This window comes from Aquabacter spiritensis (genome assembly GCF_004346185.1).
Classification (GTDB): Bacteria; Pseudomonadota; Alphaproteobacteria; order Rhizobiales; family Xanthobacteraceae; genus Aquabacter; species Aquabacter spiritensis.
Genome location: NZ_SMAI01000008.1, coordinates 50,343 through 74,642 on the forward strand (window position 1 = coordinate 50,343; position 24,300 = coordinate 74,642).

20 protein-coding genes and 1 pseudogene are annotated in these 24,300 nt (G+C 68.0%); 10 read left to right on the top strand and 11 right to left on the bottom strand.

Translation table 11 applies throughout. The annotated features are described in order from the left end of the window. Positions 1 to 288: 288 nt before the first annotated feature. The gene (locus EDC64_RS13430; RefSeq protein ID WP_165933763.1) at positions 289 to 3,507 is read right to left on the bottom strand and encodes an autotransporter outer membrane beta-barrel domain-containing protein; all 3,219 of its coding nucleotides are present in this window, start codon (positions 3,505 to 3,507) and stop codon (positions 289 to 291) included. A 283-nt stretch (positions 3,508 to 3,790) separates the two neighbouring features. Further along, positions 3,791 to 3,907 (bottom strand): annotated as a pseudogene (locus tag EDC64_RS23710) (IS5/IS1182 family transposase); the annotation flags it as partial. A 557-nt stretch (positions 3,908 to 4,464) separates the two neighbouring features. On the opposite strand from EDC64_RS23710, the gene EDC64_RS13440 reads away from it, so the two are divergent. Further along, entirely contained in the window at positions 4,465 to 5,064 is a 600-nt protein-coding gene (locus tag EDC64_RS13440) for a hypothetical protein (RefSeq protein ID WP_132032145.1), read from the top strand. 127 nt (positions 5,065 to 5,191) lie between these two features. Here the strand turns inward: EDC64_RS13440 and EDC64_RS13445 are convergent, their stop codons facing one another. Continuing rightward, on the bottom strand, positions 5,192 to 5,992 hold the full coding sequence (locus EDC64_RS13445; RefSeq protein ID WP_132032147.1) for an IclR family transcriptional regulator: 801 nt from the start codon (positions 5,990 to 5,992) through the stop codon (positions 5,192 to 5,194). A 171-nt stretch (positions 5,993 to 6,163) separates the two neighbouring features. Between EDC64_RS13445 and EDC64_RS13450 the strand changes: the two genes are divergently transcribed. Both EDC64_RS13450 and EDC64_RS13455 read left to right on the top strand, forming a co-directional pair. Beyond that, entirely contained in the window at positions 6,164 to 7,141 is a 978-nt protein-coding gene (locus EDC64_RS13450; RefSeq protein WP_132032149.1) for a tripartite tricarboxylate transporter substrate binding protein, read from the top strand. Between the two features lie 32 nt (positions 7,142 to 7,173). After that, positions 7,174 to 8,940, top strand: coding sequence for a thiamine pyrophosphate-binding protein (locus tag EDC64_RS13455; RefSeq protein WP_132032151.1), 1,767 nt, complete (start codon positions 7,174 to 7,176; stop codon positions 8,938 to 8,940). A gap of 84 nt (positions 8,941 to 9,024) precedes the next feature. On the opposite strand, the gene EDC64_RS13460 is transcribed toward EDC64_RS13455, so the two are convergent. The 6 genes from EDC64_RS13460 to EDC64_RS13485 all read right to left on the bottom strand — a co-directional run bounded on the left by EDC64_RS13460 (position 9,025) and on the right by EDC64_RS13485 (position 13,929). Further along, positions 9,025 to 9,372: a cupin domain-containing protein gene (locus EDC64_RS13460; RefSeq protein WP_132032153.1), complete on the bottom strand. Its 348-nt coding sequence runs from the start codon at positions 9,370 to 9,372 to the stop codon at positions 9,025 to 9,027. A gap of 11 nt (positions 9,373 to 9,383) precedes the next feature. Next, on the bottom strand, positions 9,384 to 10,136 hold the full coding sequence (gene kduD, locus EDC64_RS13465; protein ID WP_132032155.1) for a 2-dehydro-3-deoxy-D-gluconate 5-dehydrogenase KduD: 753 nt from the start codon (positions 10,134 to 10,136) through the stop codon (positions 9,384 to 9,386). Next, on the bottom strand, positions 10,133 to 10,972 hold the full coding sequence (gene kduI / locus EDC64_RS13470) for a 5-dehydro-4-deoxy-D-glucuronate isomerase (RefSeq protein ID WP_132032410.1): 840 nt from the start codon (positions 10,970 to 10,972) through the stop codon (positions 10,133 to 10,135). Before kduI ends, kduD begins: the two co-directional genes overlap by 4 nt. Before the next feature lie 22 nt (positions 10,973 to 10,994). Beyond that, positions 10,995 to 12,275: a TRAP transporter large permease gene (locus tag EDC64_RS13475; RefSeq protein WP_132032157.1), complete on the bottom strand. Its 1,281-nt coding sequence runs from the start codon at positions 12,273 to 12,275 to the stop codon at positions 10,995 to 10,997. 9 nt (positions 12,276 to 12,284) lie between these two features. Beyond that, entirely contained in the window at positions 12,285 to 12,851 is a 567-nt protein-coding gene (locus EDC64_RS13480) for a TRAP transporter small permease (RefSeq protein WP_245504692.1), read from the bottom strand. Between the two features lie 97 nt (positions 12,852 to 12,948). Beyond that, positions 12,949 to 13,929 carry a TRAP transporter substrate-binding protein gene (locus tag EDC64_RS13485; protein ID WP_132032159.1) on the bottom strand — a complete coding sequence of 327 codons (981 nt, stop codon included), beginning with the start codon at positions 13,927 to 13,929 and terminating at the stop codon, positions 12,949 to 12,951. 158 nt (positions 13,930 to 14,087) lie between these two features. On the opposite strand from EDC64_RS13485, the gene EDC64_RS13490 reads away from it, so the two are divergent. Then, positions 14,088 to 14,768, top strand: a complete 681-nt coding sequence (locus tag EDC64_RS13490) for a GntR family transcriptional regulator (protein ID WP_165933764.1) — start codon at positions 14,088 to 14,090, stop codon at positions 14,766 to 14,768. Between the two features lie 32 nt (positions 14,769 to 14,800). Here EDC64_RS13490 and EDC64_RS13495 read toward each other — a convergent pair whose 3' ends face one another. Continuing rightward, the gene (locus tag EDC64_RS13495) at positions 14,801 to 16,330 is read right to left on the bottom strand and encodes a UxaA family hydrolase (protein WP_132032163.1); all 1,530 of its coding nucleotides are present in this window, start codon (positions 16,328 to 16,330) and stop codon (positions 14,801 to 14,803) included. A gap of 145 nt (positions 16,331 to 16,475) precedes the next feature. On the opposite strand from EDC64_RS13495, the gene EDC64_RS13500 reads away from it, so the two are divergent. From EDC64_RS13500 to EDC64_RS13515, 4 genes are all read left to right on the top strand, one after another. Further along, entirely contained in the window at positions 16,476 to 17,252 is a 777-nt protein-coding gene (locus EDC64_RS13500) for a GntR family transcriptional regulator (protein WP_245504693.1), read from the top strand. A gap of 16 nt (positions 17,253 to 17,268) precedes the next feature. Then, on the top strand, positions 17,269 to 18,729 hold the full coding sequence (gene uxaC / locus EDC64_RS13505) for a glucuronate isomerase (protein WP_420808959.1): 1,461 nt from the start codon (positions 17,269 to 17,271) through the stop codon (positions 18,727 to 18,729). A gap of 98 nt (positions 18,730 to 18,827) precedes the next feature. After that, positions 18,828 to 20,300, top strand: a complete 1,473-nt coding sequence (locus EDC64_RS13510) for a mannitol dehydrogenase family protein (RefSeq protein ID WP_245504694.1) — start codon at positions 18,828 to 18,830, stop codon at positions 20,298 to 20,300. Between the two features lie 204 nt (positions 20,301 to 20,504). Beyond that, positions 20,505 to 20,882 carry a hypothetical protein gene (locus EDC64_RS13515; RefSeq protein ID WP_132032167.1) on the top strand — a complete coding sequence of 126 codons (378 nt, stop codon included), beginning with the start codon at positions 20,505 to 20,507 and terminating at the stop codon, positions 20,880 to 20,882. Between the two features lie 51 nt (positions 20,883 to 20,933). On the opposite strand, the gene EDC64_RS13520 is transcribed toward EDC64_RS13515, so the two are convergent. Then, positions 20,934 to 21,632, bottom strand: coding sequence for a GntR family transcriptional regulator (locus EDC64_RS13520; RefSeq protein ID WP_132032169.1), 699 nt, complete (start codon positions 21,630 to 21,632; stop codon positions 20,934 to 20,936). Between the two features lie 473 nt (positions 21,633 to 22,105). Between EDC64_RS13520 and EDC64_RS13525 the strand changes: the two genes are divergently transcribed. Further along, on the top strand, positions 22,106 to 23,305 hold the full coding sequence (locus EDC64_RS13525) for an ABC transporter substrate-binding protein (protein WP_132032171.1): 1,200 nt from the start codon (positions 22,106 to 22,108) through the stop codon (positions 23,303 to 23,305). A 121-nt stretch (positions 23,306 to 23,426) separates the two neighbouring features. Further along, positions 23,427 to 24,299 carry a branched-chain amino acid ABC transporter permease gene (locus tag EDC64_RS13530; RefSeq protein ID WP_420808960.1) on the top strand — a complete coding sequence of 291 codons (873 nt, stop codon included), beginning with the start codon at positions 23,427 to 23,429 and terminating at the stop codon, positions 24,297 to 24,299. Position 24,300 lies beyond the last annotated feature (1 nt).

Here is a 24,300-nt window from a genome sequence, read left to right on the forward strand (position 1 = left end):
ATGGATCGAGAGTCCCTTGCGTTGTTTCGATCGGATCAGTTGAGAGCCCACTCGGAATGCGGGTCCGCGCCGACCACGTGTTTGCCATCGCCATCCGCCTTCGCCGCCACGTCGCACCCCAGACGAGATAGGCCGCTGCGCCCCGTGAATGGCTCCGTGCCAGATACCGTCTCCACCACAGGTCGACAGACCGCAACCGACCGCCAGGGCGAACTCAGGGCTGGTAAAGGCTGGGCGCAACGTCAGTCAGCCTCAAATGCATGCCACAGAGGGCTTTTAAGCAAACGGTCAGAACTTGATCGAGATGCGTCCGTCGATGGCGTTGTCCTGAGAGGACCCCGCGAGCTGGCCGGCATAGTGGAAGCCGACAGTGATGTTCGGCGTCGCCGTGAAGTCGAAGCCGACGCCGACGAGCGCCGCGTTGCGGGCGATCGGCGTGCCGGTCTCCTGGAACGCCGATCCGCCCGCCTTGAACGAGAGGGTCGAGATCGGCGTCGTGTCGCCGAAGGCATATTGCCAGCCGAGGCTGGCAGACGCCGTCACCGTTCCGCCGTTGACGGCAAAGCCCTTGGCTGCGCGCAAGCCGAGCGCCGTGAACGTGTTGTCCTGGGTCGAGGAGCCGCTCTGGAGTGCCGCCGCGCCGCCGGTCTCGCTCATCGCATCGGTCTGGAGGCTGACATGTGCGACACCGGCGAACAGTTCGAAATCGGCGTAGGGCGTCGCAATGCCGTAACCAGCCTCGGCGAAGACCTGCGTGGAGCCGGCATCGTAGGACGACGAGAGGGCCTGCGAGAAGCCTTGGAAGGCAACGGAGCGGCTCACCGACACGTCGTGCCAGGTGTAGCTCGCGCCGAGGCGCAGGCCGAGCGCACCGAACTCTGCGCCGCCATAGAGCGCGACGTCGTAATTGTCGCTCTCGCCGGACGACGACAGCGCCCCCGCTTTGAACCGCGACTGGGAGTAGCCGGCGGCTAGGCCGATGCGGGCGTTGTCGCCGATCGGGTTGTCGAGACCGGTGACGAAGCCGCCGATCGAGCGGGAGACGTCGGCGACGCCGGCGCCACCCTCACCGTCGCCCCAGCTGCCATAGGCCTGGGTCCAGACGGTCGGGAGAAGACCGGGCATGAGCGCAGCTGTCTTCGGTCCGACGGCCGGCGCCGCCGCGGTGGCGAAGGCCTGACGCAGGCGATCGGTGACGGCATCGCGAAAATAGACGGATTGAGCCTGGAGCACCGTGTCGATGGACGGATAGATCCCGCCTGACAGAGCCGAGAAGGCCGCCGGTGCCGTCGAGGCGTTGAGCGAGACGACGGCGTTCACCAACGGGCCGGTCGCCGGAATGGTGTCGAGGGCGGCGGCGACGGCCGCCTGGTTGGCGTTCCGCGCGACCGAGGCGAGCGGCACGCTGCTGCGGGTGCTGATGAGCGAGATGCCGTTCGGGCCATAGATGAGCGCGGCGTCGAGGAAGGGATAGTTCGTGCCGAACGGATCGTTGATCGACGTGAACTGGCCGCCGACGCCGCCGTTCGCCGTCAGGATGCTGAAGGTGTTGAGGCCGACGACGAAGCCAGACCCGACCGAGACTTGCACGGCACCGCCGTTGATTGCGGCCGCACCGCCGGCCTGGATGAGATCGCTCGCCCCACCGGCATTGATCTGCACCGCATAGGAGGAGCCTGGCTGGAAGACGACGTTGCCGCCGACATGGAGCGTGCCGATCGAGTTGCCCGGGGCGACCACGCTGCCATTCAGCATCACGAGGTCGCCGCCGATGGTGCCGTTGCCGGTGACGAGGCCGGAATTGAGAACGGACCCGCCGACCGTGCCGTTGTCGGCGAGCCAGCCCTGGTTAACGACCGGCCCGCCGATCGAGCCGCTGTTCTGGATCGTGCCGCCATTGATCACACTGCCGGCGAGCGAGCCGGTGAGGATCAGGGTGGCGCCGGATTGGACCGCCGTGCCGCCGGTGTAGGTGTTGGCGCCGCTCAGGGTCTCGGTGCCGCCGGAGATGATGAGGCCGCCGCCGGCACCACCCGCGTAGCCGCCGTCGGCGAGCACGCCGGAATAGGTGCCTGAGGCCGCCGTGAGCGTCAGGGTCTGGCCGCCGAGCGACACGAGGCCGCTGCCGGAGAGGGTCGTGATCGAAGCGCCGTTCGTCGTCAGGCCGGCCGTGCCGGGCACGATACCGGTGCCGGAGATGTCGAACACGCCGTTGTTCACGACGCCGGCCGACTGGGCGATGCTGCCGGGCCCGACGAGACCGAGCCAACCGCCCTGATTGATGGTGGTCGTTCCGGCAAAGGTGTTCGCCGCGCTGAGCTTCGCCTGCCCGCCCTGCGTCACCACCACGCCGCCAGCGCCGGAGATCACGCCCGCCATGCCGAACTGGCCAGCGTTGCCGGTGCTCGCGCCGACGGTAAAGGGCGCGGCGCCCGTCGCCTCCGCATCCTGGTCGGTCACGAAGAATGAGGTGATGCCGGTCTGATTGTTCGCGAGATCGTACATCACCGAGTTCCCCATGAAGAACCCGATGCCGAGGATGGTTCGGACGCTGGGACTGCCGGTGGTGAAGTTGATGATATTCGGTCCGGAGGATGCGCCGTTCACCGTTTGCAGGACGGCGCCGCTCTGCGGATTGCTGACCACCATCGACGATACGGCCGACAGAGCGGAGGCCGCAACCGACGCATTCACATAAAGATTGTAGGTATTCGTTCCCGTATCGAGCAGCGTATTCGCCGGATACTGATAGGATCCGGAATTATTGGATCCAACCACGTTGTAGTTGAACGTGATGGCGTAGAGCTCGGCGCTGTTCGCCCCGGATGTCGGGAACGGCGTGCCGTTCGCGGACCATCCGAAGACCTGGTCGAACTGGGCCCGGATCGAAGGCGTGAGGTTGAGGATGACGTGGGGGTTGCAGCCGCTGCCCTCCGACAGGCAGTTGGCGGCGATGACATATCCGGAGGTCGTCGCCTGGCCCAGGATCCCGCCGAAGACGATGCCGCCATAATTGCTCGTCGTGGCGTTGGCCGCGCCGAATGTCCCCGAGGTCCCGGCCGCGTCGCCCTGCACTTCGGCCTGCGGCGTGTAAGTCGAACCGTTGTACGTCACGGGGTAGATGACGTCGCCCATGAGGAAGCCGGGGCTCGCCGCCGTGACGGTCGCGACCGCCGGTCCGGTCAGGGTCTTGTAAAAGGAGATCTCGGGGACCGCGATGGCCGTCTCATAAAAGCCATGGGAAGGACCCGAGTCGCCGTAGGTAAAATAGAATGGCGTGCCGACCACCGTCGTATAGCTTGTTGGTGCCGACCCGGAGGTGAAGTGAAAATCCGCGTTGAAGCCGGAAGACCCAGTATCGAAGAGATAGGTCTGCGGCACGCCGTCGTTCACGCCGACATTGATAGTGAGCCGATAACTCGAATTGGTCGGGGCAGCCCCGTACGTGAGGGGAATATCGGTGGCGGAGGCCACGCCGGCCGACGCGAGGCCGCAGGCAGCCGACATCGCAATGAGGCGAAGCGCCGACCCGCGGCGTGACGGTCGCCGGCGCGAAGAAGAACGAGGCCTACCCATGTCCGTCCCTAATCGTCCCCAAAGTCGATATGATCGACTTGACCATGCGGGCCCGCCCCGCGCAACGCCAAAGGCGGACCTTGATACCGCCAACAGGCGCAGCTGCGGTCACTGCCCATCCCGCGCTGCGGGAGGCTGCATGAAAGGCACGGCCGCCTGTCAACGCCCGATCGCACGGCAGATGTAAATGGCCTCTCGGCTCAGGACTCATTGATCAGAGCCAGAAGATGATGGCTGGGGCGATGCATATGGCAGAGAAGAAGGTGTGAGCGCATCGGTCGTTGCGTGTGGCGATGCGGCGCCAGAGCGCCTGCGCGATCAGATGGGTCTTCCCACATCCAGCCGGTGCAGTGACCGTGCCGCGATCGATCGCCAGAAGGTCGACATTAGGTGTGACGCGCCTCCGATGGGTCCGGGCCGGACCGCCCGGACGGATGCTCGGGCGAGACGGCGGGTGAGCGGTCGACCGGCGAGATCGCGAATGTCCGCGCCCGGCGGAACGCGGCACGGCGATCCATCTCCGGATCAAGACCGAGATCAACGGCCCCCACCCGATCCCGCGCGATCCAAACTTTCGAGCGGAGCTGTCTCTAAGCAAGTCGAGATTTGACGACTATGGCGCGCCGGGGTCGAAACGTGTCGATGTCTATGAAAACCCAGGTACGGGGAATGTCTGCATCTATGATATAAAGACGGGACGAAGTGGTCTGCGCTGGGGACGCGCGAAGGAATTGGCGGATGCCGTCAATAGGTTTTACCCCCACGCCAAAATGGTTATTGTCATTGAGGTGAGGCCACTCCATGACTACCGCCGCTCAAGTTCAAAAAATGGTCGCGCCGCTGCTGGCGCGGAACCCGGATCTTGTCTTGGTCGGACGATGGATTTTCATGAGGCCCCTCACCCATTTCGCTCGCGGCGTGCTGATCGGGCGGACAGGGTCCGCGAATGTCTTCGACCCGTATTGGGCGATGATCCATCTCTTCGAGGCCGGATCCAGATTCCACTTCGACTTCGGCGATCTCATCGCCAATTCGCACTCGCCCCATCCCGGCTTCTGGTCGATGGAGCAGCCGGGTATCGCGGAGGCGCTGATCGAGGCCATCGAGCACCAGGCCTTGCCGAAGCTCCGCGCGGTGACCACGCTCGACGACTATCTCGCCTTCGTCTCCCGCCATATGTTCCGCCACAAACTCTTCGACTGGCCGAGCGTCAAGATCATCGTCGATGTCGCGCAGGGCGATCTCGCCGCGGCGCGGCGGCTGCGCGACGCCCATCGCCCGGAATGGGATGACGACCCCTCTCTCGCCGAGCGCATCCGCGACAAGCGTCATCGCCTCCGTGCCTTGTGCGCGCTGCTCGATGCCGACGACCGGCCCGGCCTCGCCGCCCTGCTGCACGACTGGGAGGCGATCACGGTCCGGAACTTCAGGATCGAAAAGTTCTGGACCCCTACGCCCTTTCCCCTGGAACTCCCCCCGCCCGGTTGAACCGGCTGGCGGCTGCGGACGGATCTCGGAACGCCTTCTAGGATACCTCCTGTCCGACCTCCTCAAGTCGACCCCACCGCGCAGGGCGGGAAGGACGGCGCGGCGCTGAACCGGCGGGCGCGGGCGGTCAGTCGGCGCTTTTTTCCGGCTCCGGCTTCGCGGCGGGCTGCTGCGCCTTCTCGATGCGGCGCGCCTCCGTGCGCAGCAGCCGCGCCACCTGTTCGATGCGCTCGGGCGTCAGGCGGCTCTCGATGGCGGCGACGCTCAGCGAGCCGGCGAGCGCGCCGTCGGCGCCGCGCACGGCAACGCCGACCGCCACCACGCCCGGGGCGCGGCTCACATTCACCGCATGGCCCCGGGCCCGGGCCTCCGCGACGAGGCGGGGCAGCGCCTGCGGCGGCAGGTCGGTGAAGCTGGCGAGGCGCGGTGCGTTTGCCGCCATGATGCTCTCCGCCTCCTCCTCCGGCAGCGCCGCCAGCATGGCGAGACCGCCGCAGCCGACGCCCAGCGGGATGCGCGCGCCGAGATCGATGGTGAAGGCCTTGATGGGAAAGCTGCCCGCCTTCCGCCGCACGCACAAGGCATCCCCGCCCGCGCGCACGGCGGCGAACACGGTATCGCCCGTGCGCTCGGACAGCAGGTCCACGGAGGATTCCGCGATGCTGCTGAAGGCGAGGCGCGGCTCCGCCAGCAGCCCCAGCTCATAGACATATGGTCCGAGATGGTAGCGCCGGGTGGCGGCATCCTGGCTGGCCAGCCCCTCCGCGATCAGGCCCTGCACGATGCGGTGGGCCGTGGCGTGGACGAGGCCGGTCTCCCGCGCGATGTCCACCATCCGCGCCCCGGACTGGCTCCGCTGCGCCAGCGCGCGCAGCACGCTCGCCGCGCGGCGGATGCTCTGAACCCCGGCCGTGTCGGCCCCCGCCATCACCGCTCCCTCCGATTTTATCCACTATATGGACTATTTATTTTGACTCTCTTCGTCAATGAATCTTTTTGTTGACAGTTATGTTTTGAATTATAGGTTTTCATGGATTCTATGAAGAATTGAACAGTCCATATTATGGACATTAACGAAACCATCGATGGAGGAACGCCAATGGACCGCAGAACCCTTTTGCTTGGCCCGCTCGCTTTTGCCGCCGCGCTCGCGGCCGCCCCCCTGCCGGCAGCGGCGCAGGCCTATCCCGCAAAAACCATTCATCTTGTGGTCGGCTATGCCGCCGGCGGCGCGACGGATTCCGTCGCGCGGCTGCTCGGCCAGAAACTGTCGGAGGAACTCGGCCAGCCGGTGGTGGTGGAGAACAAGCCCGGCGCCGGGGCGACCATCGCGTCCGCTTATGTCGCGAAGGCCGCGCCCGACGGCTACACGCTGTTCATGAGCACGATCGCCAATACGATCAACACCACGCTCTACAAGCGCCTCGCCTTTGATTTCGAGCGCGACTTCGCCCCGATCTCGCTGGTCGCGACCGTCCCGAACGTCCTCGTGGTCAATCCCGAGGTTCCGGCAAAGACGGTGAAGGAATTCATCGCGCTGGCGAAGAGCAAGCCGGGCGAGATCCATTTCGGCTCGTCCGGCAGCGGCTCCTCCGTGCACCTGTCCGGCGAGCTGTTCAACATGGTGGCCGGCGTCAAGCTCACCCATGTGCCCTACAAGGGCAGCGCCCCGGCGTCGGTGGACCTGATGAGCGGCCAGATCCAGGCCATGTTCGACAATCTCTCCACCGCCTTGCCCTACATCAAGGCCGGCCGGCTGCGGGCGCTCGCCGTCACCAGCGCGGAACGCTCCCCCGCCGCGCCCGACATTCCCACCATGGCCGAAGCGGGCCTGCCCGAGTGCGAAGTGCTGTCCTGGTTCGCGCTGGTCGCGCCGGCAAAGACCCCGAAGGACATCGTCGACCGCCTCAATGCGGCGACCGTGAAGGCGCTGGCGGACCCCGTCGTGAAGCAGCAGTTCGCCGCCCTGGGCGCCGACCCCGTGTCCAGCCCGCCGGGCCAGCTGGCCGCCTTCATCACCTCCGAGACCGCCAAGTGGGCCAAGGTGGTGAAGGCCTCCGGCGCGACCGTCGACTGACCCTGTTTTCCAGCACGAAGAGACCCTGTTCCATGACCCAGCATGTCGAGCTTCAGGCCGCATCCGGCCCGGAAGTCCTGTCCATCACCGGCGGCGAAGCGATCGCCCGCATGTTCATCGCTTTCGGCGGCGGCGTGTGCTTCGGCATGGGCGGCTTCCAGCTCCTGCCGTTCTACGACGCAGCGCGCCGGCTCGGCCTCCGGCACGTCCTGATCAATGACGAACGCGCCGGCATCTTCGCGGCGGACGCCTATGCCAAGGTGTCCGGCCGCGTCGGTCTCTGCGACGCCACCCTCGGGCCGGGCGCCACCAATCTGGTGACCGGCCTGATGGAAGCGCTGAATGCCGGAACGCCCATGGTGGTCCTCGCCGGCGACACCCACCGCGCCCATTCCTGGAAGAACATGACCCAGGAATGCCGGCAGGTGGATCTGCTGCGCCCGGTCTGCAAGGAGTTGATCCGTGTCGAGATGGTGAGCCGCATTCCCGAACTGGTGCGCCGCGCCTTCACCGTGGCGACCTCGGGCCGCCCCGGCCCGGTGGTCATCGACATTCCGGAAGACATCTCCCACGCGGTCTACCCGTTCCCGGTGAGCGCGTTCGAGGTGGACCCCATCTTCGCGCGCATTCCCGCTTTGCGCACGCGCCCCGACGGGGAGAGCGTCGCGAAGGCGGCGGACCTGATCGCGGCGGCGAAGGCGCCCGTCATCCTCGCCGGCGGCGGGGTGCATATTTCGGGTGCGGCGGAGACGCTGACCGCCTTTGCCCGCGCCCTCAACATCCCGGTCGCCCACACGCTGAGCGGCAAGGGCGCCATCCCCTGCGCCGATGCGCTCAATGCCGGCCTGTTCGGCCGCTATGACCGCATCGCCAACCCGCTGATCGAGGAGGCCGACCTCCTGATCGTGGTCGGTTGCAAGCTGGGCGAGATCGCCACCAAGCGCTACACCATCCCCTCCCCCGGCAAGACCTTGATCCATCTCGACTGCGTGGCGGAGGAATTCGACCGCACCGTGCCCGCCGCGGTGAAGCTGTGGGGCGATGCCAAGCTCGGCCTCGCCGATCTGGGCGCCGCACTGGCGCCGCAGGCCGGGGGCCTCGCCGCCCGCTGGGCGGACCGCCCGGCCGACATTTCCGCGCGCATGGCCGCGTGGCGGGAGAAAGTGGGCGAGCGGCTCAACTCCACCGAGACGCCCGTCGACATTGCCCGCCTGCTCACCGAGATCAACGCGATTCTGCCGGAGAACGGCTATCTCATCGCCGATGGCGGCTTCGCCGCGCATTGGGGCGGGCTGCTGTTCAATTCCCCCCGCGCCGGCCGGGCCTTCGTGCCGGACCGCGGCTCCGCCTCCATCGGCTATGGCCTGCCCGGCGCCATGGGCGCGGCGCTGGCGATGCCCGAGGCACCGGTCTTCGCCCTGACCGGCGATGGCGGCTTCAACATGATGCTGGGCGAGCTCGAGACGGCGCGGCGGCTGAAGCTCGACTTCACCGTCATCGTCATCAACAACGCCGCCTCCGGCTATGTGAAGGCGCTCCAGCATCTCATGTACGGCCAGGGCGCCTACCAGTCGTCCGATCTCAGCGAGATCGACTATGCGGCGGTGGCGAACGCCATGGGCTGCCGGGGCATCCGCGTGGAGCGGCCGGAAGACCTCGCGGGCGCGCTCGGCGCCTCGCTGGAGCGCTGCGGCGGGCCGACCGTGCTCGACGTGGTGGTGACGCGCGACCCCTCCAAGATGCTGCCGGGCGTGGACAGCCGCACCGTCCAGATCAAGCCCGGCGACCGCATCGCCTGATGCAGGCGGCCGGAGGGCGCCCGCTCTCCGGCCCCCGCCGCCGCGGCGCCGACAGCCCGCGGGCGCGACATGGCATATGCGCGCTCAGGCCGCCACGAACTCCTCGCGCATCGGCGCGAAGACATCGACCAGCACGCCCGGCTCGATGCATTCGGCGCCATGCCACAGGCCGGAGGGGACATAGAAGCTGTCCCCCGCCTTCAGCCGCGCCGTCCTGCCGTCGACGGTGACGTCGAACACGCCGCTCTCCACGGACGTGATCTGCACATGGGGATGGTCGTGAAACACGCCGCACGGCCCCGCCTGCGTGCAGATCACCCGCACCAGCATGATCTCGTCATTATAGGTCAGGATCTGCCGGTCCACGTTGGGCGTGACCGTCGCGACGGCAGTGGTGTCGGCGAAGCCGAAATACTGGCCCTTCTGGGACATTGGTCTCTCCTTCACCGCGCCAGCCAGCCGCCATCGACCGGCAGAACGATGCCGTGCACATAGCGCGCGGCGGGGGAGGCGAGGAACACCGCCGCCCCGCCGATATCCGCCGGATCGCCCCACGCGCCCGCGGGAATGCGCGCGAGGATGTCGGCCGAGCGGGTCGGGTCGGCGCGCAGCGCCGCCGTATTGTTGGTGACGAAATAGCCCGGCGCGATCGCGTTCACATTGATCCCCCGGCCCGCCCATTCGCAGGCGAGCAGCCGCGTCAGGCCGGCGAGCCCGCTCTTGCTGGCGGTGTAGGAGGGGATGCGGATGCCGCCCTGGAAGGACAGGAGCGAGGCGATGTTGATCACCTTGCCGCCGGCCCCGTCGGCGATCCAGCCGCGCGCGAACGCCTGGGTGAGGAAGAAGGCGCTCTTCAGATTGACGTCCATCACCGCGTCCCAATCGGCCTCGGTGAAGTCGATCGCATCGGCGCGGCGGATGATGCCGGCATTGTTGACCAGAATGTCCACCCGCCCCGCGCGCGTCGCCGCCGCCACGAGATCCGGGATCGCGGCGAGGGTGGCGAGGTCCGCCTGGACTTCGGTGAAGGCGACACCGGTGGGCCGCAGCAATTCGCGGGTCGCGTCCATCGGCGAGCGGCCGACCGCGACGATGTCGGCGCCCGCCTGCGCCAGCGCCAGGGCGATCGCCTGGCCGAGCCCGGTATTGGCGCCGGTCACCAACGCGCGCCGCCCGGTAAGGTCGAAGGCGCTCATCGCAACTGGTCCATCGCCACCATGTCCATGTCGGTATAGTCGATATTGTCGCCGCCCATGCCCCAGATGAAGGTATAGGCCCGCGTCCCGACGCCGGAATGGATCGACCAGGGCGGCGAGATCACCGCCTCGCCGTCGGCGACGATCAGATGGCGCGTCTCGGACGGATTGCCCATCAGATGGATCACGCGGGCATCGGGGGCGACGTCGAAATAGAGATAGACCTCCGAACGGCGGTCATGGACGTGGCAGGGCATGGTGTTCCAGATATTGCCCTCGGCGAGCTGGGTCATGCCCATGACGAGCTGGCAGGACGTGACCACGTCGGGATGGATCATCTGGGTGATCGTGCGCCTGTTGGCGGTCGCCTGATCGCCGAGCACCAGGCTCTTGGCTTCCGCCGCCCGCACCACCTTGGTCGCGTGACGGGCATGGGCCGGGGTGGAGAGCAGATAGAATTTGGCCGGGCGGGCGGGATCGTCGGAGGCGAACACGACGTCGGTCGTGCCCATCGCCACATAGAGCGCGTCGCGGGGACCGAGCGCGTGGACCGCGCCGTCGGTGGTCACCGTGCCGGGGCCGCCAATATTGAACACGCCCAGTTCCCGCCGGTCCAGGAAGTTGGCAGAGCCGATCGTCGCCCTGTCGCTCTCCAGCCGGAGCGGCGTGGCGAGCGGGGTCGCGCCGCCGATCACGAAGCGCTCGATATGCGAATAGGTGAGCTGGATCGTGCCGGGATCGAACAGGCCGTCCACCAGGAAATGCGCGCGCAGCGCATCGGTGTCGAACTGGCGCACCGCCTCGGGATGGCACACCTGGCGGACGTCGGTGATCATCATGATAGCCTCGATGGAAGGGTCAGCGGAACAAAGCCGGCAGCCAGAGGGTCACGGCCGGGATGTAGGTGACGAGCATCAGCACCGCGACCGAGGCGCCGAAGAACGGCCAGATCGTCTTCATCGCCTCGCCGATGCTGATCTTGCCGACCGCACATCCCACGAACAGCACGGAGCCGACCGGCGGGGTGTTGAGGCCGATGCCGGCATTGAGGATCAGGATCACCCCGAACTGCACCGGATCGATGCCGAACGCCTTGATCAGCGGCAGGAAGATCGGCGTGCAGATGATGATCATCGGCGCCATGTCCATGAAGGTGCCGAGCACCAGCAGGATGATGTTGATGAGCAGAAGGATGACGTATTTGTTGTCCGAGATGGACTGCATCAGTTCGATCGTCGCCTTCGGCACCTGGAGGAAGGCCATCAGCCAGCCGAAGGCGCCCGCCGTGCCGATCACCAGCAGCACCATGGCGGTGGTGCGCACGGCGCCGAGGGTCGCGTCCCAGAAGGCGGGAAAATCGAGTTCGCGATAGACCAGAACGGTCACCAGCAGCGCATAGACCACGGCGATGCAGGAGGATTCCGTCGCGGTGAAGATGCCCGAGCGCACGCCGCCGAAAATAATGCCGATCAGCAGGATGCCCGGCACCGCGGCGACCACCGCGCGCAGCACGCCGCCCCAGCCGGGAAACACCCCGGCGGGATAGCCGCGGCGGCGCGCCACGACATAGGCCGTGATCATCAAAGCGAGCGCCAGAAGCAGCCCCGGCACGATGCCGGCGGTGAACAGATCGGCGATCGAGATCGTGCCGCCGGCCGCCAGCGAATAGATGATCATATTGTGCGAGGGCGGGATCAGCAGCGCGATGATCGCCGCGCTCACCGTCACGTTCACGGCGTAGTCGCGGGCATAGCCGCGCTTGTCCATCTGGGGGATCATGATCCCGCCGATCGCCGAAGCGTCGGCGACGGCGGAGCCGGAAATGCCGCCGAACAGGGTCGAGGCGACGACGTTCACCTGGCCGAGCCCGCCGCGCAGATGCCCCAGCATGGACGCCGCCATGCCGATCAGCCGGTCGGCGATGCCGCCGCGCATCATCAGGTCACCGGCGAAGATGAAGAAGGGGATCGCCAGCATCGAGAAGGCGTTCATGCCGGAATTGATCTGCTGAAACACCACGACCGGCGGCAGGCCCATATAGAGAATGGTCGCCAGCGAGGCGAGGCCGAGGCAGAAGGCGACCGGCGTGCCGATCAGAAGCAGGAGGGTGAAGACCCCGAACAGGATGGTGATCGCCATGACCGGCCCCTATTCCACCGTGTGCTCGCCGTGCAGCGGGACGTCGGCGACGGTCTCGCTGGTCAGGTGCGCCAGAAGCTTTTCAAAGGAGAACAGAGCGATCAGCGCGCCGCCGCCGACCAGGGGGAGGTAATCCAGCCCCTGCGGCAGCGCGATGCCGGCCATGTTCGCGGACCAGGTGCCCATGGCGAGCTGCCAGCCGTAATAGGCCATGGCGCCGCCGAACAGCATCACCAGAAGATCGGTCAGCACCGCCATCGCCCGGCGCAGCGGCGGCGGGGCGACGTGGAGGCCGATCTCGAAGCCGAGATGATTGCCCTCGCGGACCCCGACCGCCGCCCCGAGCAGGATGAACCAGCTCATCAGCAGCAGCGAAAAGGGCTCGGTCCAGCTCGGCGAATCGTTCAGCAGATAGCGCCCGATCACCTGCCAGGCGACGCAGCCGGTCATCACCAGAAGCCCGAGCCCCGACACCCACAGGGCGACGATGGACAGAAGGCGCACGGCGCGGCGCAAAGGGAGCAAGGCTGGGAAGGGTCCCATGGCGTGCGGCCTCTGGAGTGAGATCTGGCTCATGGCGCGGGGCTCGTCGCACGGTCAGGGCACAGGCCGGAGAAGCGGGCGGGCAGAGCGGAGAACGGCGGCCCGGCACGAAGCCGGGCCGCCGGGCGGATCATTGGGTCGCCTTGATGCGGTCGACCAGGCTCTTCATCTTTTCGGAGGTGACGAACTTGTCGTAGACCGGCTTCATCGCGTCGATGAAGGGCTGCTTCTCCACCTCGTTGATGAGGGCGCCGCCCTTGACCACCTTGGCCTTGGCCTCGGCGTCGCGCGCCGCCCACAATTCGCGCATCTTCAGGGTGGCGGCGGCGCCGGCCTCCTTGAAGATCTTCTGATCGCCCGGCGAGAGCTTGTCCCACGCCATCTTCGACATCACGAAGACCTCGGGCGCCATCGAATGCTCGGTCAGCGAATAATATTTCGCGACTTCGTAGTGCTTGACCGATTCATAGGAGGGATAATTGTTCTCCGCCCCGTCGACGAGGCCGGTCTGCAGCGCCGAATAAAGCTCGCCGAACGGCATCGGCGTCGCATTGGCGCCGAGCGCGTTGATCATCGAGATGAACAGGTCCGATTGCTGGACCCGGATCTTCATCCCCTTCATATCGGCCAAGGTCTTGATCGGCCGCTTGGAATTGTAGATCGAGCGGGCCCCGCTGTCGAAGAAGCCGAGCACGATCAGGCCGTGCGGCTCGAACGCCTTGGCGATCTCGCCCCCGAGCGGACCGTCGACCACCTTGTACATGTGGTCCACCGAGCGGAACAGGAACGGCAGGCCCAGCACCGCCGTCTCGGGGATGAGATTGTTGAAGGGCGCCGTATTGACGCGGTTGAGATCGATCACCCCGAAGCGGGTCTGTTCGATCGTCTCCTTCTCCTGGCCGAGCTGGGCCGAGAAAAACAACTGGATCTTGTATTTTCCGTTGGTCTTCTCGTCCAGAATCTTGCCGAAATACTTCACGGCTTCGACGGTCGGGTAACCGTCGGGATGGATGTCGGCGGAGCGCAGCGTGACGCTCTGGGCCAAAGCCGGGGTCAGCGGCGCAAGCGAAAGGGCGGCGGCCAGCGCAAGGGCGCGGCGACGGGTCAGCATGAGCATTCTCCCTGAGCAGAAACGAGCCTGTTGTTTGGCCGGCGTCGTGCGCCGCGTTCTTGTTGGGATCGGTCCGCCGATCCAGAATGCCGGAACGGCAGAGAGCCGATGGCCTTCTGTCCGTACTGTATGGTAGTGTAGACTTGTAGGCAACAGGAGTGCGCAACGTGGACGCCATCAGCATCCGCTCGTCCGGAACGGCCGCGCACAAGGTCGAGGCGGAGCTGCGGCGCGCCATCGTCACCTTGGCCTTGCCGCCCGGCACCCGGCTCTCGGAACAGGAGATCGCCGAGCGCCACGGCGTGTCGCGCCAGCCGGTGCGCGAGGCGCTGATCGGGCTCGCCCGCACGCGCCTGGTCGAAATCCTGCCGCAGCGCGGCACGATCGTCGTGAAGATTTCCGTGCGCAAGATGATGGAGGCGCGCTTCGTGCGCGAGGCGGTCGAGACCGCCGTCGCGCGCCGCGCCGCGGCCGCCTTCGACCCCGCCGCACGCCACCGCCTCGACGATCTTTTGCAGCTTCAGGTGAGTGCGGCCGAGCGCGGCGAGCACGAGACGTTCCAGCGCTACGACGAGATGTTCCACATGGCGCTGGCGCAGGGCGCCGGATGCGGCCTCGCCTGGCAGGCGATCGCCGACATCAAGGCGCATATGGACCGCGCCTGCCATCTGACCTTGCCCGGCGCCATGGCGCCCCTGGTCGCGCAGCATCGCGCCATCGTCGCAGCGATCGACCGGCAGGACGGCGACGCGGCGGCCGAAGCGATGCGCGTTCATCTTTCGGAGATCCTGCGCGCGCTTCCCAAGGTCGAGGCGGAATTCCCCGATCTGTTCGAGTAGCCCGTCCGCCGCCTGCCCCCCGCCGCGCCGCATCACATCACCGCGCCGATCTGCCAGGGCACGAACTCGGCGTCGCCATAGCCGAGCAGCTCGGACTTGGTCCGCTCGCCCGAGGCGACGCGGACCAGGAGGTCGAAAATCTCTTCCCCCTTGCGCTCCAGCGGCACCCCGTCGAGCACGTCGCCGCAATTGATGTCCATGTCCTCCGTCATGCGCTGATAGACGTCGGTATTGGTGGCGAGCTTGATCGAGGGCGTCGGCTTGCAGCCGAAGGCCGAGCCGCGCCCGGTGGTGAAGCAGATGAGGTTCGCGCCGCCCGCCACCTGCCCGGTCGCCGCGACCGGGTCGTAGCCCGGCGTGTCCATGAAGACGAAGCCGGGCGCGGTGACCGGCTCGGCATATTCATAGACCGCGTTGAGCGTCGAGGAGCCGCCCTTGGCCGCCGCGCCGAGCGATTTCTCGAGAATCGTGGTGAGCCCGCCGGCTTTGTTGCCGGGCGAAGGATTGTTGTTCATCTCCCCGCCATTGCGCGCCGTATAGGCCTCCCACCAGCGGATCCGCGCCACCAGCTTCTCGCCCACCGCGCGGGTCGCGGCGCGGCGCGTGAGCAGATGCTCGGCGCCGTAGATTTCCGGCGTCTCGGACAGGATCGAGGTTCCTCCGTGGCGCACCAGGAGGTCGGAGGCCACGCCGAGCGCGGGATTGGCGGTGAGGCCGGAATAACCATCCGAGCCGCCGCATTGCAGCGCCAGGACGAGTTCGGACAGTGGCCGTTGGCTGCGCTTCAGGGCATTGGCGGCCGGCAGCATCTCGCGCAGCGCGCCGGTGATGTGCTCGACCGCGCGGCGCGTGCCGCCTTCGTCCTGGATCGTCAGCGTGCGGAAGGTGTCGGTCTCCTCGACCCCGTATTCCGCCTTGAAACGGGCGATCTGGAACATCTCGCAGCCGAGCCCGACCATCACCACGGCGGCGAAATTGGGATGGGTCGCATAGCCCCAGAGCGTGCGCGAGAGCACCTCGAACCCCTCGCCCTTCGCGGCCATGCCGCACCCCGTCCCGTGGGTGATCGGCACGATCCCGTCGACGCCGGGAAACCATTCGCCGACGCCGGCGCGCTGGAGATGCTCGGCCGCGAACCGCGCCACCGAGGCGGAACAGTTCACCGAGGTCAGGATGCCGAGATAATTGCGCGTGCCGGTGCGCCCGTTGGAGCGGCGGAAACCGGCGAACGTGCCCTGCGCTTCCGGCGGAAGCGGGACTTCGGCGCGGGCATCGGCGGCGAAGGCGTAATCGCGGTCGAAATCGTGCAGCGCGACATTGTGGACATGAATGTGCGCGCCGGGCGCGATGGCGCCGGCGGCGAAGCCGATGATCTGGCCGAATTTGAGGATCGGCGCGCCGTCGGCGATCTCGGCCAGCGCGAATTTGTGGCCGCGCGGAACGCGGGCCGGGATCACCAGGCCGTCGACGCGGCTGCCTTCGGGAAGGGTGTCGAGCGCCACGGCGACATTGTCGCGCGGCGAGAGGCGCAACGTGCGCGGCGCGGTCGCCGGATCGGGCATCGTCACCTCCCTGCGCGCCGGTCCGCCCCGTTCGGGGGCTGGATCCGGGCGACGTGCGCCGGCCGCCGTGACGACCGATCATTGACGGTTCTGATATGCTAATATATCAGTGCAGGCAAGAAGAAGATGTGGAGGACACGACGCGATGCTCGTCGGCAAGGATGCGGCGGATCCCGGGACCGGCCCCGTGCCGCGCCTCGAAAGCCTGCGCGCCGTGAGCGCGGCGACCCGCATTCATGCCGCGCTGCGGGCGCAGATCGTCGCGATGGAGATCCCGCCGGGCGCCGCTCTCCAGGAGAAGCAGATCGCCCTCGCCTGCGGCGTGTCCCGCACCCCGGTCCGCGAGGCGCTGCTGCGGCTGGCGGACGAGCGGCTGGTCGACATCTTCCCGCAGCACGGCACCTTCGTCTCGCGCATCTCGCGCGACGCGGTGCGCGACGCCATGGTGATCCGCCAGGCGCTGGAGCGGGCCGCGGTGCGCGGCGCGGCGGAGCGGGTCGACCGTCCGGCGATCGCCCGGCTGCACGCCTGCCTGGAAATCCAGAAGGCCGCGCACGAGGCCGAGCGCATCGGCGAATTCCACAATGCCGACGAGGACTTCCACCAGCAGGTGGCGGAATTGTCGGGCCATCCCAATCTGTGGCGCGTGGTGCGGGCGGAAAAGGCGCAGGTCGACCGCTGCCGCATCCTCACTTTGCCGGCCGTGCGGCGCCGCGCAAGCGTGATGGCGGAGCATCGCGCGATCGTCGATGCGCTCGCAGCGCGCGATCCCGACGCCGCCGAGCGCGCCATGGCGCGGCATCTCGACCGGGTCCTGCCCAGCGTCGATGCGCTCGCCGCGAGCCATCCCGAATTGTTCAGCGACGCCGGCGAGCCCGAGCGGCCGGGGCCGCCCGCCCCCGCGACCAAGAGACCCAAGTGACCGCGAGGAGACTCAAGTGACCGCACCCTCCGCCCTCGCCGGATCCGCGCCCGCCGCCCGCACCTCCGCCGCGCCGCTGCTCCATCCCGACCGCCTGTTTCCAGCCGAGCCGGCGGTGCGTGCCATCGCCCGCGACCTGTATTCCAGCGTCCGCGATCTGCCGATCCTCTCCCCCCACGGCCACACCGATCCGCGCTGGTACGCCGAGAACGCGCCCTTCCCCGATCCCGCTCAGCTCTTCGTCGTGCCGGACCATTACGTCTTCCGCATGCTCTACAGCCAAGGCGTCCCGCTCGAGGAGCTGGGCGTGCCGCGCCGCGACGGCGGGCCGGTGGAGCGCGACGGCCGGCAGATCTGGCGGCGCTTCGCCGCGCATTACCACCTGTTCCGGGGCACCCCGACCCGGCTGTGGCTCGACCATGCCTTCTCGACTTTGTTCGGCCTCGACGAGCGCCTGTGCGCGGGCAATGCCGACGCCACCTACGACCTCATCGCCGCCGCGCTGCGCACCGAAGCGTTCCGCCCCCGCGCGCTGTTCGAGCGGTTCAATATCGAGGCGATCGCAACCACCGAGAGCCCGCTGGACCCCTTGAAATGGCACGCGATGATCCGGGGCTCGGGCTGGGGCGGCCGGGTGATCACCGCCTATCGGCCGGATCCCGTGGTCGATCCCGAGTTCGAGGGCTTCGTCGGCAATCTCCACGCCTTCGGCGCGCTGACCGGGGAGGACACGATGTCCTGGCGCGGCTATCTCGCCGCCCACCGCAAGCGACGGTCCTTCTTCAAGAGCTTCGGTGCCACCGCGACGGACCACGGCCATCCCTCGGCGGCCACCGCCGATCTCACGCCCGCCGAGGCCGAGGCACTGTTCGAGCGGGTGAAGGTGCCCGGCGTCACGCCGGCCGACGCCGAACTGTTCCGCGCCCAGATGCTGACCGAAATGGCGCGCCTGTCGCTCGAGGACGGGCTGGTGATGCAGATCCATCCCGGCGCGGTCCGCAACCACAATGCCGCGCTGTTCGACCGCCACGGCCGCGACATGGGTGCCGATATTCCCGCCCGGACCGATTATGTCCGGGCGCTGAAGCCGCTGCTCGACCGTTTTGGCAACGAACGGGACCTCACCATCATCCTGTTCACCCTCGACGAGACCGCCTATGCCCGCGAACTGGCGCCGCTCGCCGGGCATTATCCCGCGCTGCGCCTCGGCCCGGCCTGGTGGTTCTTCGACAGCCCCGAAGGCATGCGCCGGTTCCGCGAGCTGACCACCGAGACGGCCGGCTTCGCCAATACGGTCGGCTTCAACGACGACACCCGCGCCTTCCCCTCGATCCCGGCGCGGCACGATGTGGCCCGCCGGGTCGATTGCGCCTATCTCGCCCGCTTGGTTGCCGAGCACCGGCTGGACTTGGACGAAGCCGGCGAGATTGCCCACGCCCTCGCCTATGGCCTCGCCAAGGCCGCCTATAAGCTCTGACGACGCGCCCGCCGCGCAAACCGCGCCCTGGAATTCCCCCCACCGAACCCGCCCCACCGAACCCGCCGCATCGAACCCCAGAAACGGAGGCCCCCGCAGTGAGGCTGAGCGCCGCCACCCTGTCCCGCCTGCCCCGCGACGTGCGCACCCCCGGCTATGATCCGGCGGACGCGCGGATCGGCATGGTTCATCTCGGGGTGGGCGCGTTCCACCGGGCCCACCAGGCGGTCTATGCCGACGACCTCCTGGCGCGCGGCCATCGGGACTGGGCGATCTGCGGGGCGAGCCTGCGCGCCGCCGACACCTCGGACGCGCTGGAACCGCAGGACGGCCTCTACACCTTGTGCGAACGCGCGGGGGAGGGCGACCGGCTGCGCGTCGTCGGCGCGTTGCGCCGGCTTCTGGTCGCGCCGCGCGATCCCACCGCTCTGCTGGCCGCGATGGCCGACCCGGCGGTGCGGATCGTCAGCCTCACCGTCACCGAAAAAGGCTATTGCCACGATCCGGCCTCGGGCGAGCTGGATCCCGATCACGCCGACATCCGCGCCGACCTCGCGACACCCGGCCGCCCGCGCAGCGTACCGGGCTTTTTGGTCGAGGCGCTGCGTCTGCGCCGGGCCGCCGGCACCGCGCCCTTCACGGTGCTGTGCTGCGACAATCTCCCGAGCAACGGCCGGACTGTGGCGAAGGTCACGCACGGCTTCGCCGCGCTGCGCGATCCCGACCTCGCGCGCTTCATCGCCGGAGAGGTCGCCTTCCCCTCCACAATGGTCGACCGCATCGCCCCCTCGACGACCGAGGCCGACCGGACCAGCGTCGCCATACGACTCGGCATGCGCGACGCCTGGCCGGTCATGGCCGAGCCGTTCAGCCAATGGGTGGTGGAAGACCGCTTCTCCGCCGGGCGCCCGCCCTTCGAGGAGGTCGGAGTCGAGATGGTGACGGACGTCGCGCCGTTCGAGCACATGAAGCTCCGGCTGCTCAACGGCAGCCACTCGACCCTGGCGTATCTCGGCTATCTCGCCGGCCACGAGACCATCGCCGACGCCATGGCGGACGCGCCCTTCGCGCAGCTCGTCGCCCGGCTCCAGGACGCCGAAATGACGGCGACGCTGGACGTGCCGCCGGGCACCGACATCGCCGCCTACAAGGCGGCACTGCGGGCGCGCTTCCGCAATCCGGCGCTGCAGCACCGCACCTGGCAGATCGCGATGGACGGCTCCCAGAAACTGCCGCAGCGCCTTTTGGCACCGGCCCGCGACCGCCTCGCCGCGGGTGCCCCGGTGGACTGCATCGCGCTCGGCGTGGCCGGCTGGATGCGCTACGTGACCGGCGTCGACGAGAAGGCCGCGCCGATCGACGTGCGCGACCCGCTCGCCGCGCGCCTGCGCGATCTTGCGGATGCAGCGGGCCGCGACGCGGACCAGCTTGCACCGGCCCTGCTCAGCGTGCGCGAGGTGTTCGGCGATGATCTGCCGCGCGACCCGCGCTTCACCGGGCCGGTGCGAACCTGGCTCGATCGTCTCCTGCGCGAAGGCGCCGCCGCGACGGTGGCGCGCATCGCGGCCTGACGCCGCGGCGGCTGGCGCGACGTCCCCACCCGGCGCGGCGGGGACGCAGACGTGACATCCTCCGGTCGCCCCGCTATGGGAACCAGCGGGATACCGGCGCATTCCCCCGTTGGACGCGCCGGGTCGGGGTCCACGCCGCCTTGTGTGGCAGCGGCATGCCGGCCGACGGCGCCGATCCCGCTCGACAGGATAAGGGAGACATCGATGCGCGGTCTGGGAGCGATGGTTCTGGGCCTCGGCCTGTTCGGGACGACGGCGGCATTTGCGGATGCGGCCAAGACGGGCTGGTGGATCCGCATGGACACGGCCAAGACCGTCGCCCAGTCGGTCGAGCTGAGCGGCGGGTCCTCCCGCGACACGGTCACGCCCTTCATGACCTGGAAGAAGGGGGATGCGCCCGAATTCGACCTGCCGCCGGCCTTGGTCAATCTGCCGACGCTGCGCCTGCGCGGCGCCTCCACCCCGCGCGAGGCGGACGTGCGCTTCTGCGTCTATTACGGACCGCAGGCGGTCGAGGAATTCGAGTTCGACGGGGTCGAGAGCGAAACCATGCGCCAGACCAGCCGCGACGACTGCCGGTAGCCGAAATTGCCGACCGAACGAGGCGGGCGCGTCCGGGGAGACCGGGCGCGGTCAGCCTGAACGCGCGGCCTCGACATAGGGCGCGAGGAGATCGCGGATGCCGCGCTCCTTGTCCCGCGCGGCGGTGTCGATGGCGCGCGACAGCACCGCCTCCAGATGGTGGTGCATGAGGTGCTCCAGCCGCGCGAGATCCCCGTTCAGGAGGCACGTCACGAGGTCGCGGTGCTCCTGGACGGAGCAGTCGGTCCAACGCGGCCGGCCATAAAGGCCGAGAATGAGCGCGCTGCGCCCGACGAGCTGGCGCATGTAGCGCACGAGGAGCGGCGAGCCGGTCATCTCCGCGAGCACGAGATGGAATTCCGCGGCATGGCGGATATATTCCGGCCGCCCCTCGCGATGGGCGCGCTCCTCCGCCTCGATCTGCGCTTCCAGCCGCTTGGCCTGGGCCGGGGTGAGCCGCCCGCACAGCCGGCGTATCACCATCTGCTCCACATCCTGGCGGACGCTGAAGAGGTCGCGCGCCTCGTCGAGCGACGGCTTGGCGACGGTCGCCCCCCGATTGGGCCGGATATCGACCAGTTCCTCGCCGGCGAGCAGCTCCAGCGCCCGGCGCACGACGGTCCGGCTGGCGCCGAACTGTTCGCCGATGGCATCCTCCGGAAGCTTTGTTCCCGGCTGGAGCACCTGCTCCAAGATGGCGAGGCGCAGACCCGCATAGATCGCGTCGACTCGTTCGCCCCGCTGCTTCATCTAAGGCTCCGTTCGCCTCTTCCATGGCACGAGTGTGGAGCGGGCTCAAGATCGGGCTAAATCGTATACAATTTGATCAGATCTTTCGAGACAATCTGCCCGGTCGGTACCCTCCCGCACCGCCCCTGCGCCCTCGGGTGGCGATTCGCAGGCCGGCCGCATCGCCCTGCCCAATGTTTCGGCGGGGCGGGGGGCGCGGCTGGAAATAGGTGCGCCGTGCACGCCCAAAGAGCAGCCGAAGCCGGCGCCCGCCGCGGCTGCACGGTGGCGTCGCCTTAAGTGTATACGATTTTGACTATCATTTGCGCGCAAAATGCCCAATGCTTGGGCGATACGGTCGGGCCGGACCCCGCCCAGACCCGCGCAAGAGAGAGGGAATCACCCTCCAGGCCCCGCGGGTCTGCCAATTGGGCCGGGATGGCATGCCGCTTGCGTAGAGATGTGTCTGGCTTCCGGGAGGAGGAGAGAGTCACATGGTCACGTCCATCCTAAAGTCCCGCTTCGGCCTGACGCGGCGCGCCGCCGTTCTCGGGCTCGGCGCCGCCTTCGCCTTCGGTGCGCCCAGTGCGCCGGCGCTGGCGCAGGAAACCCTCAAGGTCGGCCTGGTCGCGGCCCTGTCCGGCCAGTCCGCCAAGTCCGGCGAGGCGATCACCCGCGGCCTCGAGGTCGCGATCGACGAGATCAATGCCGCCGGCGGCGTGCTCGGCAAGAAGATCGAGCTGATCCGCCGCGACGACGAAAGCAATCCCGCCAAGGGCCTGCTCGCCGCCCGCGAGCTGGTGCAGCGCGAAAAGGTCGTCGCCTTCTTCGGCGGCATCGACACCCCGGTCTCCCTCGCCATCGTGCCGTTCGCGAACCAGGCCAAGGTGCCGTTCATCGGCGTCTGGGCGGCCGGCACGGCGATCACCCGCAACGGCGCGGCCGAGAATTACGTGTTCCGCGTCTCGGCGGTGGACGAACTGGTCGACGAGGCGATGATCGACTACGCCGTCAAGACCTACAAGACCACCAAGCCCGGCCTCATGCTGATCAACAATCCCTGGGGCGAATCCAACGAGAAGGGGCTCAAGGCCGCCGCCGCAGCCAGCAAGCTGACGATCGCGGGCGCCGAGAAGTTCGACAATAACGACGTCGACATGGTGCCCCAGCTCACCCGCCTCAAGGAGGCCGGCGCCGACACGATCTTCCTCGTCGCCAATGTCCAGCCCTCGGCCCAGGTGGTGAAGTCGCTCGACCGCATGGGCTGGGCCGTGCCGGTGGTGTCGCATTGGGGACCGGCCGGCGGCCGCTTCACCGAACTCGGCGGTCCGAGCGCGGAGAAGGTGCATCTGGTCCAGACCTATTCCTTCTCCGGCAAGCTGTCGAAGAAAGGCGAGACGGTGCTCGCGGCACTCAAGACCAAGTATCCGCAGGTCACCACGCTCGCCGACGTGACCCCCGCGGTCGGCATCGCCAATGCCTATGACGGCATGCACCTGCTGGCGCTGGCGATCGCCAAGGCCGGCTCGACCGACGGCCCGGCGGTGCGCCAGGCCTTCTACGAGATCGGCACCTATGAGGGGCTGATCAAGACCTATTCCAAGCCCTTCTCGCCATCCAACCAGGATGCTTTGGGCAAAGGCGACTACATGTTCACGCACTTCAAGGGCGCCGAAATCGTCCCGGTGAACTGACCGCCTCGGGCTCCGACGGGCGCCGCCTCTCCCGCCGCGCGCGGGGGAGGCCGGCCCGGCGCGACCTCTCGACCTCTCAAGACGACGCGACCCACAAGACCAAGAGCGCCGAGGAGGCCCCATGCTGATCGTGTCCGCCATCGTCTCGGGCCTCTCGCTCGGCGCCATGTACGGCCTGATCGCGCTCGGCTACCACGTCACCTTCGCGGTCTCGAACACGGTGAACTTCGCCCAGGGCTCCTCGGTGATGCTCGGCGCCGTGCTCTGCTACACGCTCTGGATCACTGTGGGCTGGCCGCTGCCGCTCGCGATCCTCGGGGCGCTGGCGCTGGCGGGCCTGTTCGGCCTCGCGGTCGAGCGCTTCCTGGTGCGCCCCTTCGCCGAGCGCGGCTCGAACGCCTGGCTGATGGCGACGGTCGCCGGCGGCATCGTGCTCGACAATGCGGTGATGTTCACCTTCGGCAAGGAGCCGCGCGCTCTGCCCTCGGCCCTGGCGAGCCAGCCGGTGAGCCTGTTCGGCGCGGGGATCTATCCGCTGCAATTGGTGATCCCTGTCGCCGGCATCGCCGTCGCGCTGGCGCTCCACGTCCTGCTGCGCCACACCGATGCCGGCAAGCGCCTGCTCGCGGTGGTGCAGAACCCTGCCGCCGCGCGCCTGATGGGTATCGACGTGAAACGCGCCATCGCGCTCTCCTTCGCCGCCTCGGCGGTGCTCGCCGCCATTGCCGGCATGCTGATCGCCCCGCTCTTCTCGGTGTCCTCCGACATGGGGCTGATGTTCGGCATCAAGGCGTTCGCGGTGGCGATCCTCGGCGGCATCGGCTCGGCCTCCGGCATCATGCTGGCCGGCTTCCTCTACGGCCTCGCCGAGGCGCTGATCACCAGCTTTCTCGGCTCCTCCTACACCCAGATCCTGGTCTTCTCCGCCGTCATCGCCGCGCTCGCTCTGATGCCGAACGGGCTGTTCGGCCGCGCCGCCGTGAAGAAGGTGTGAG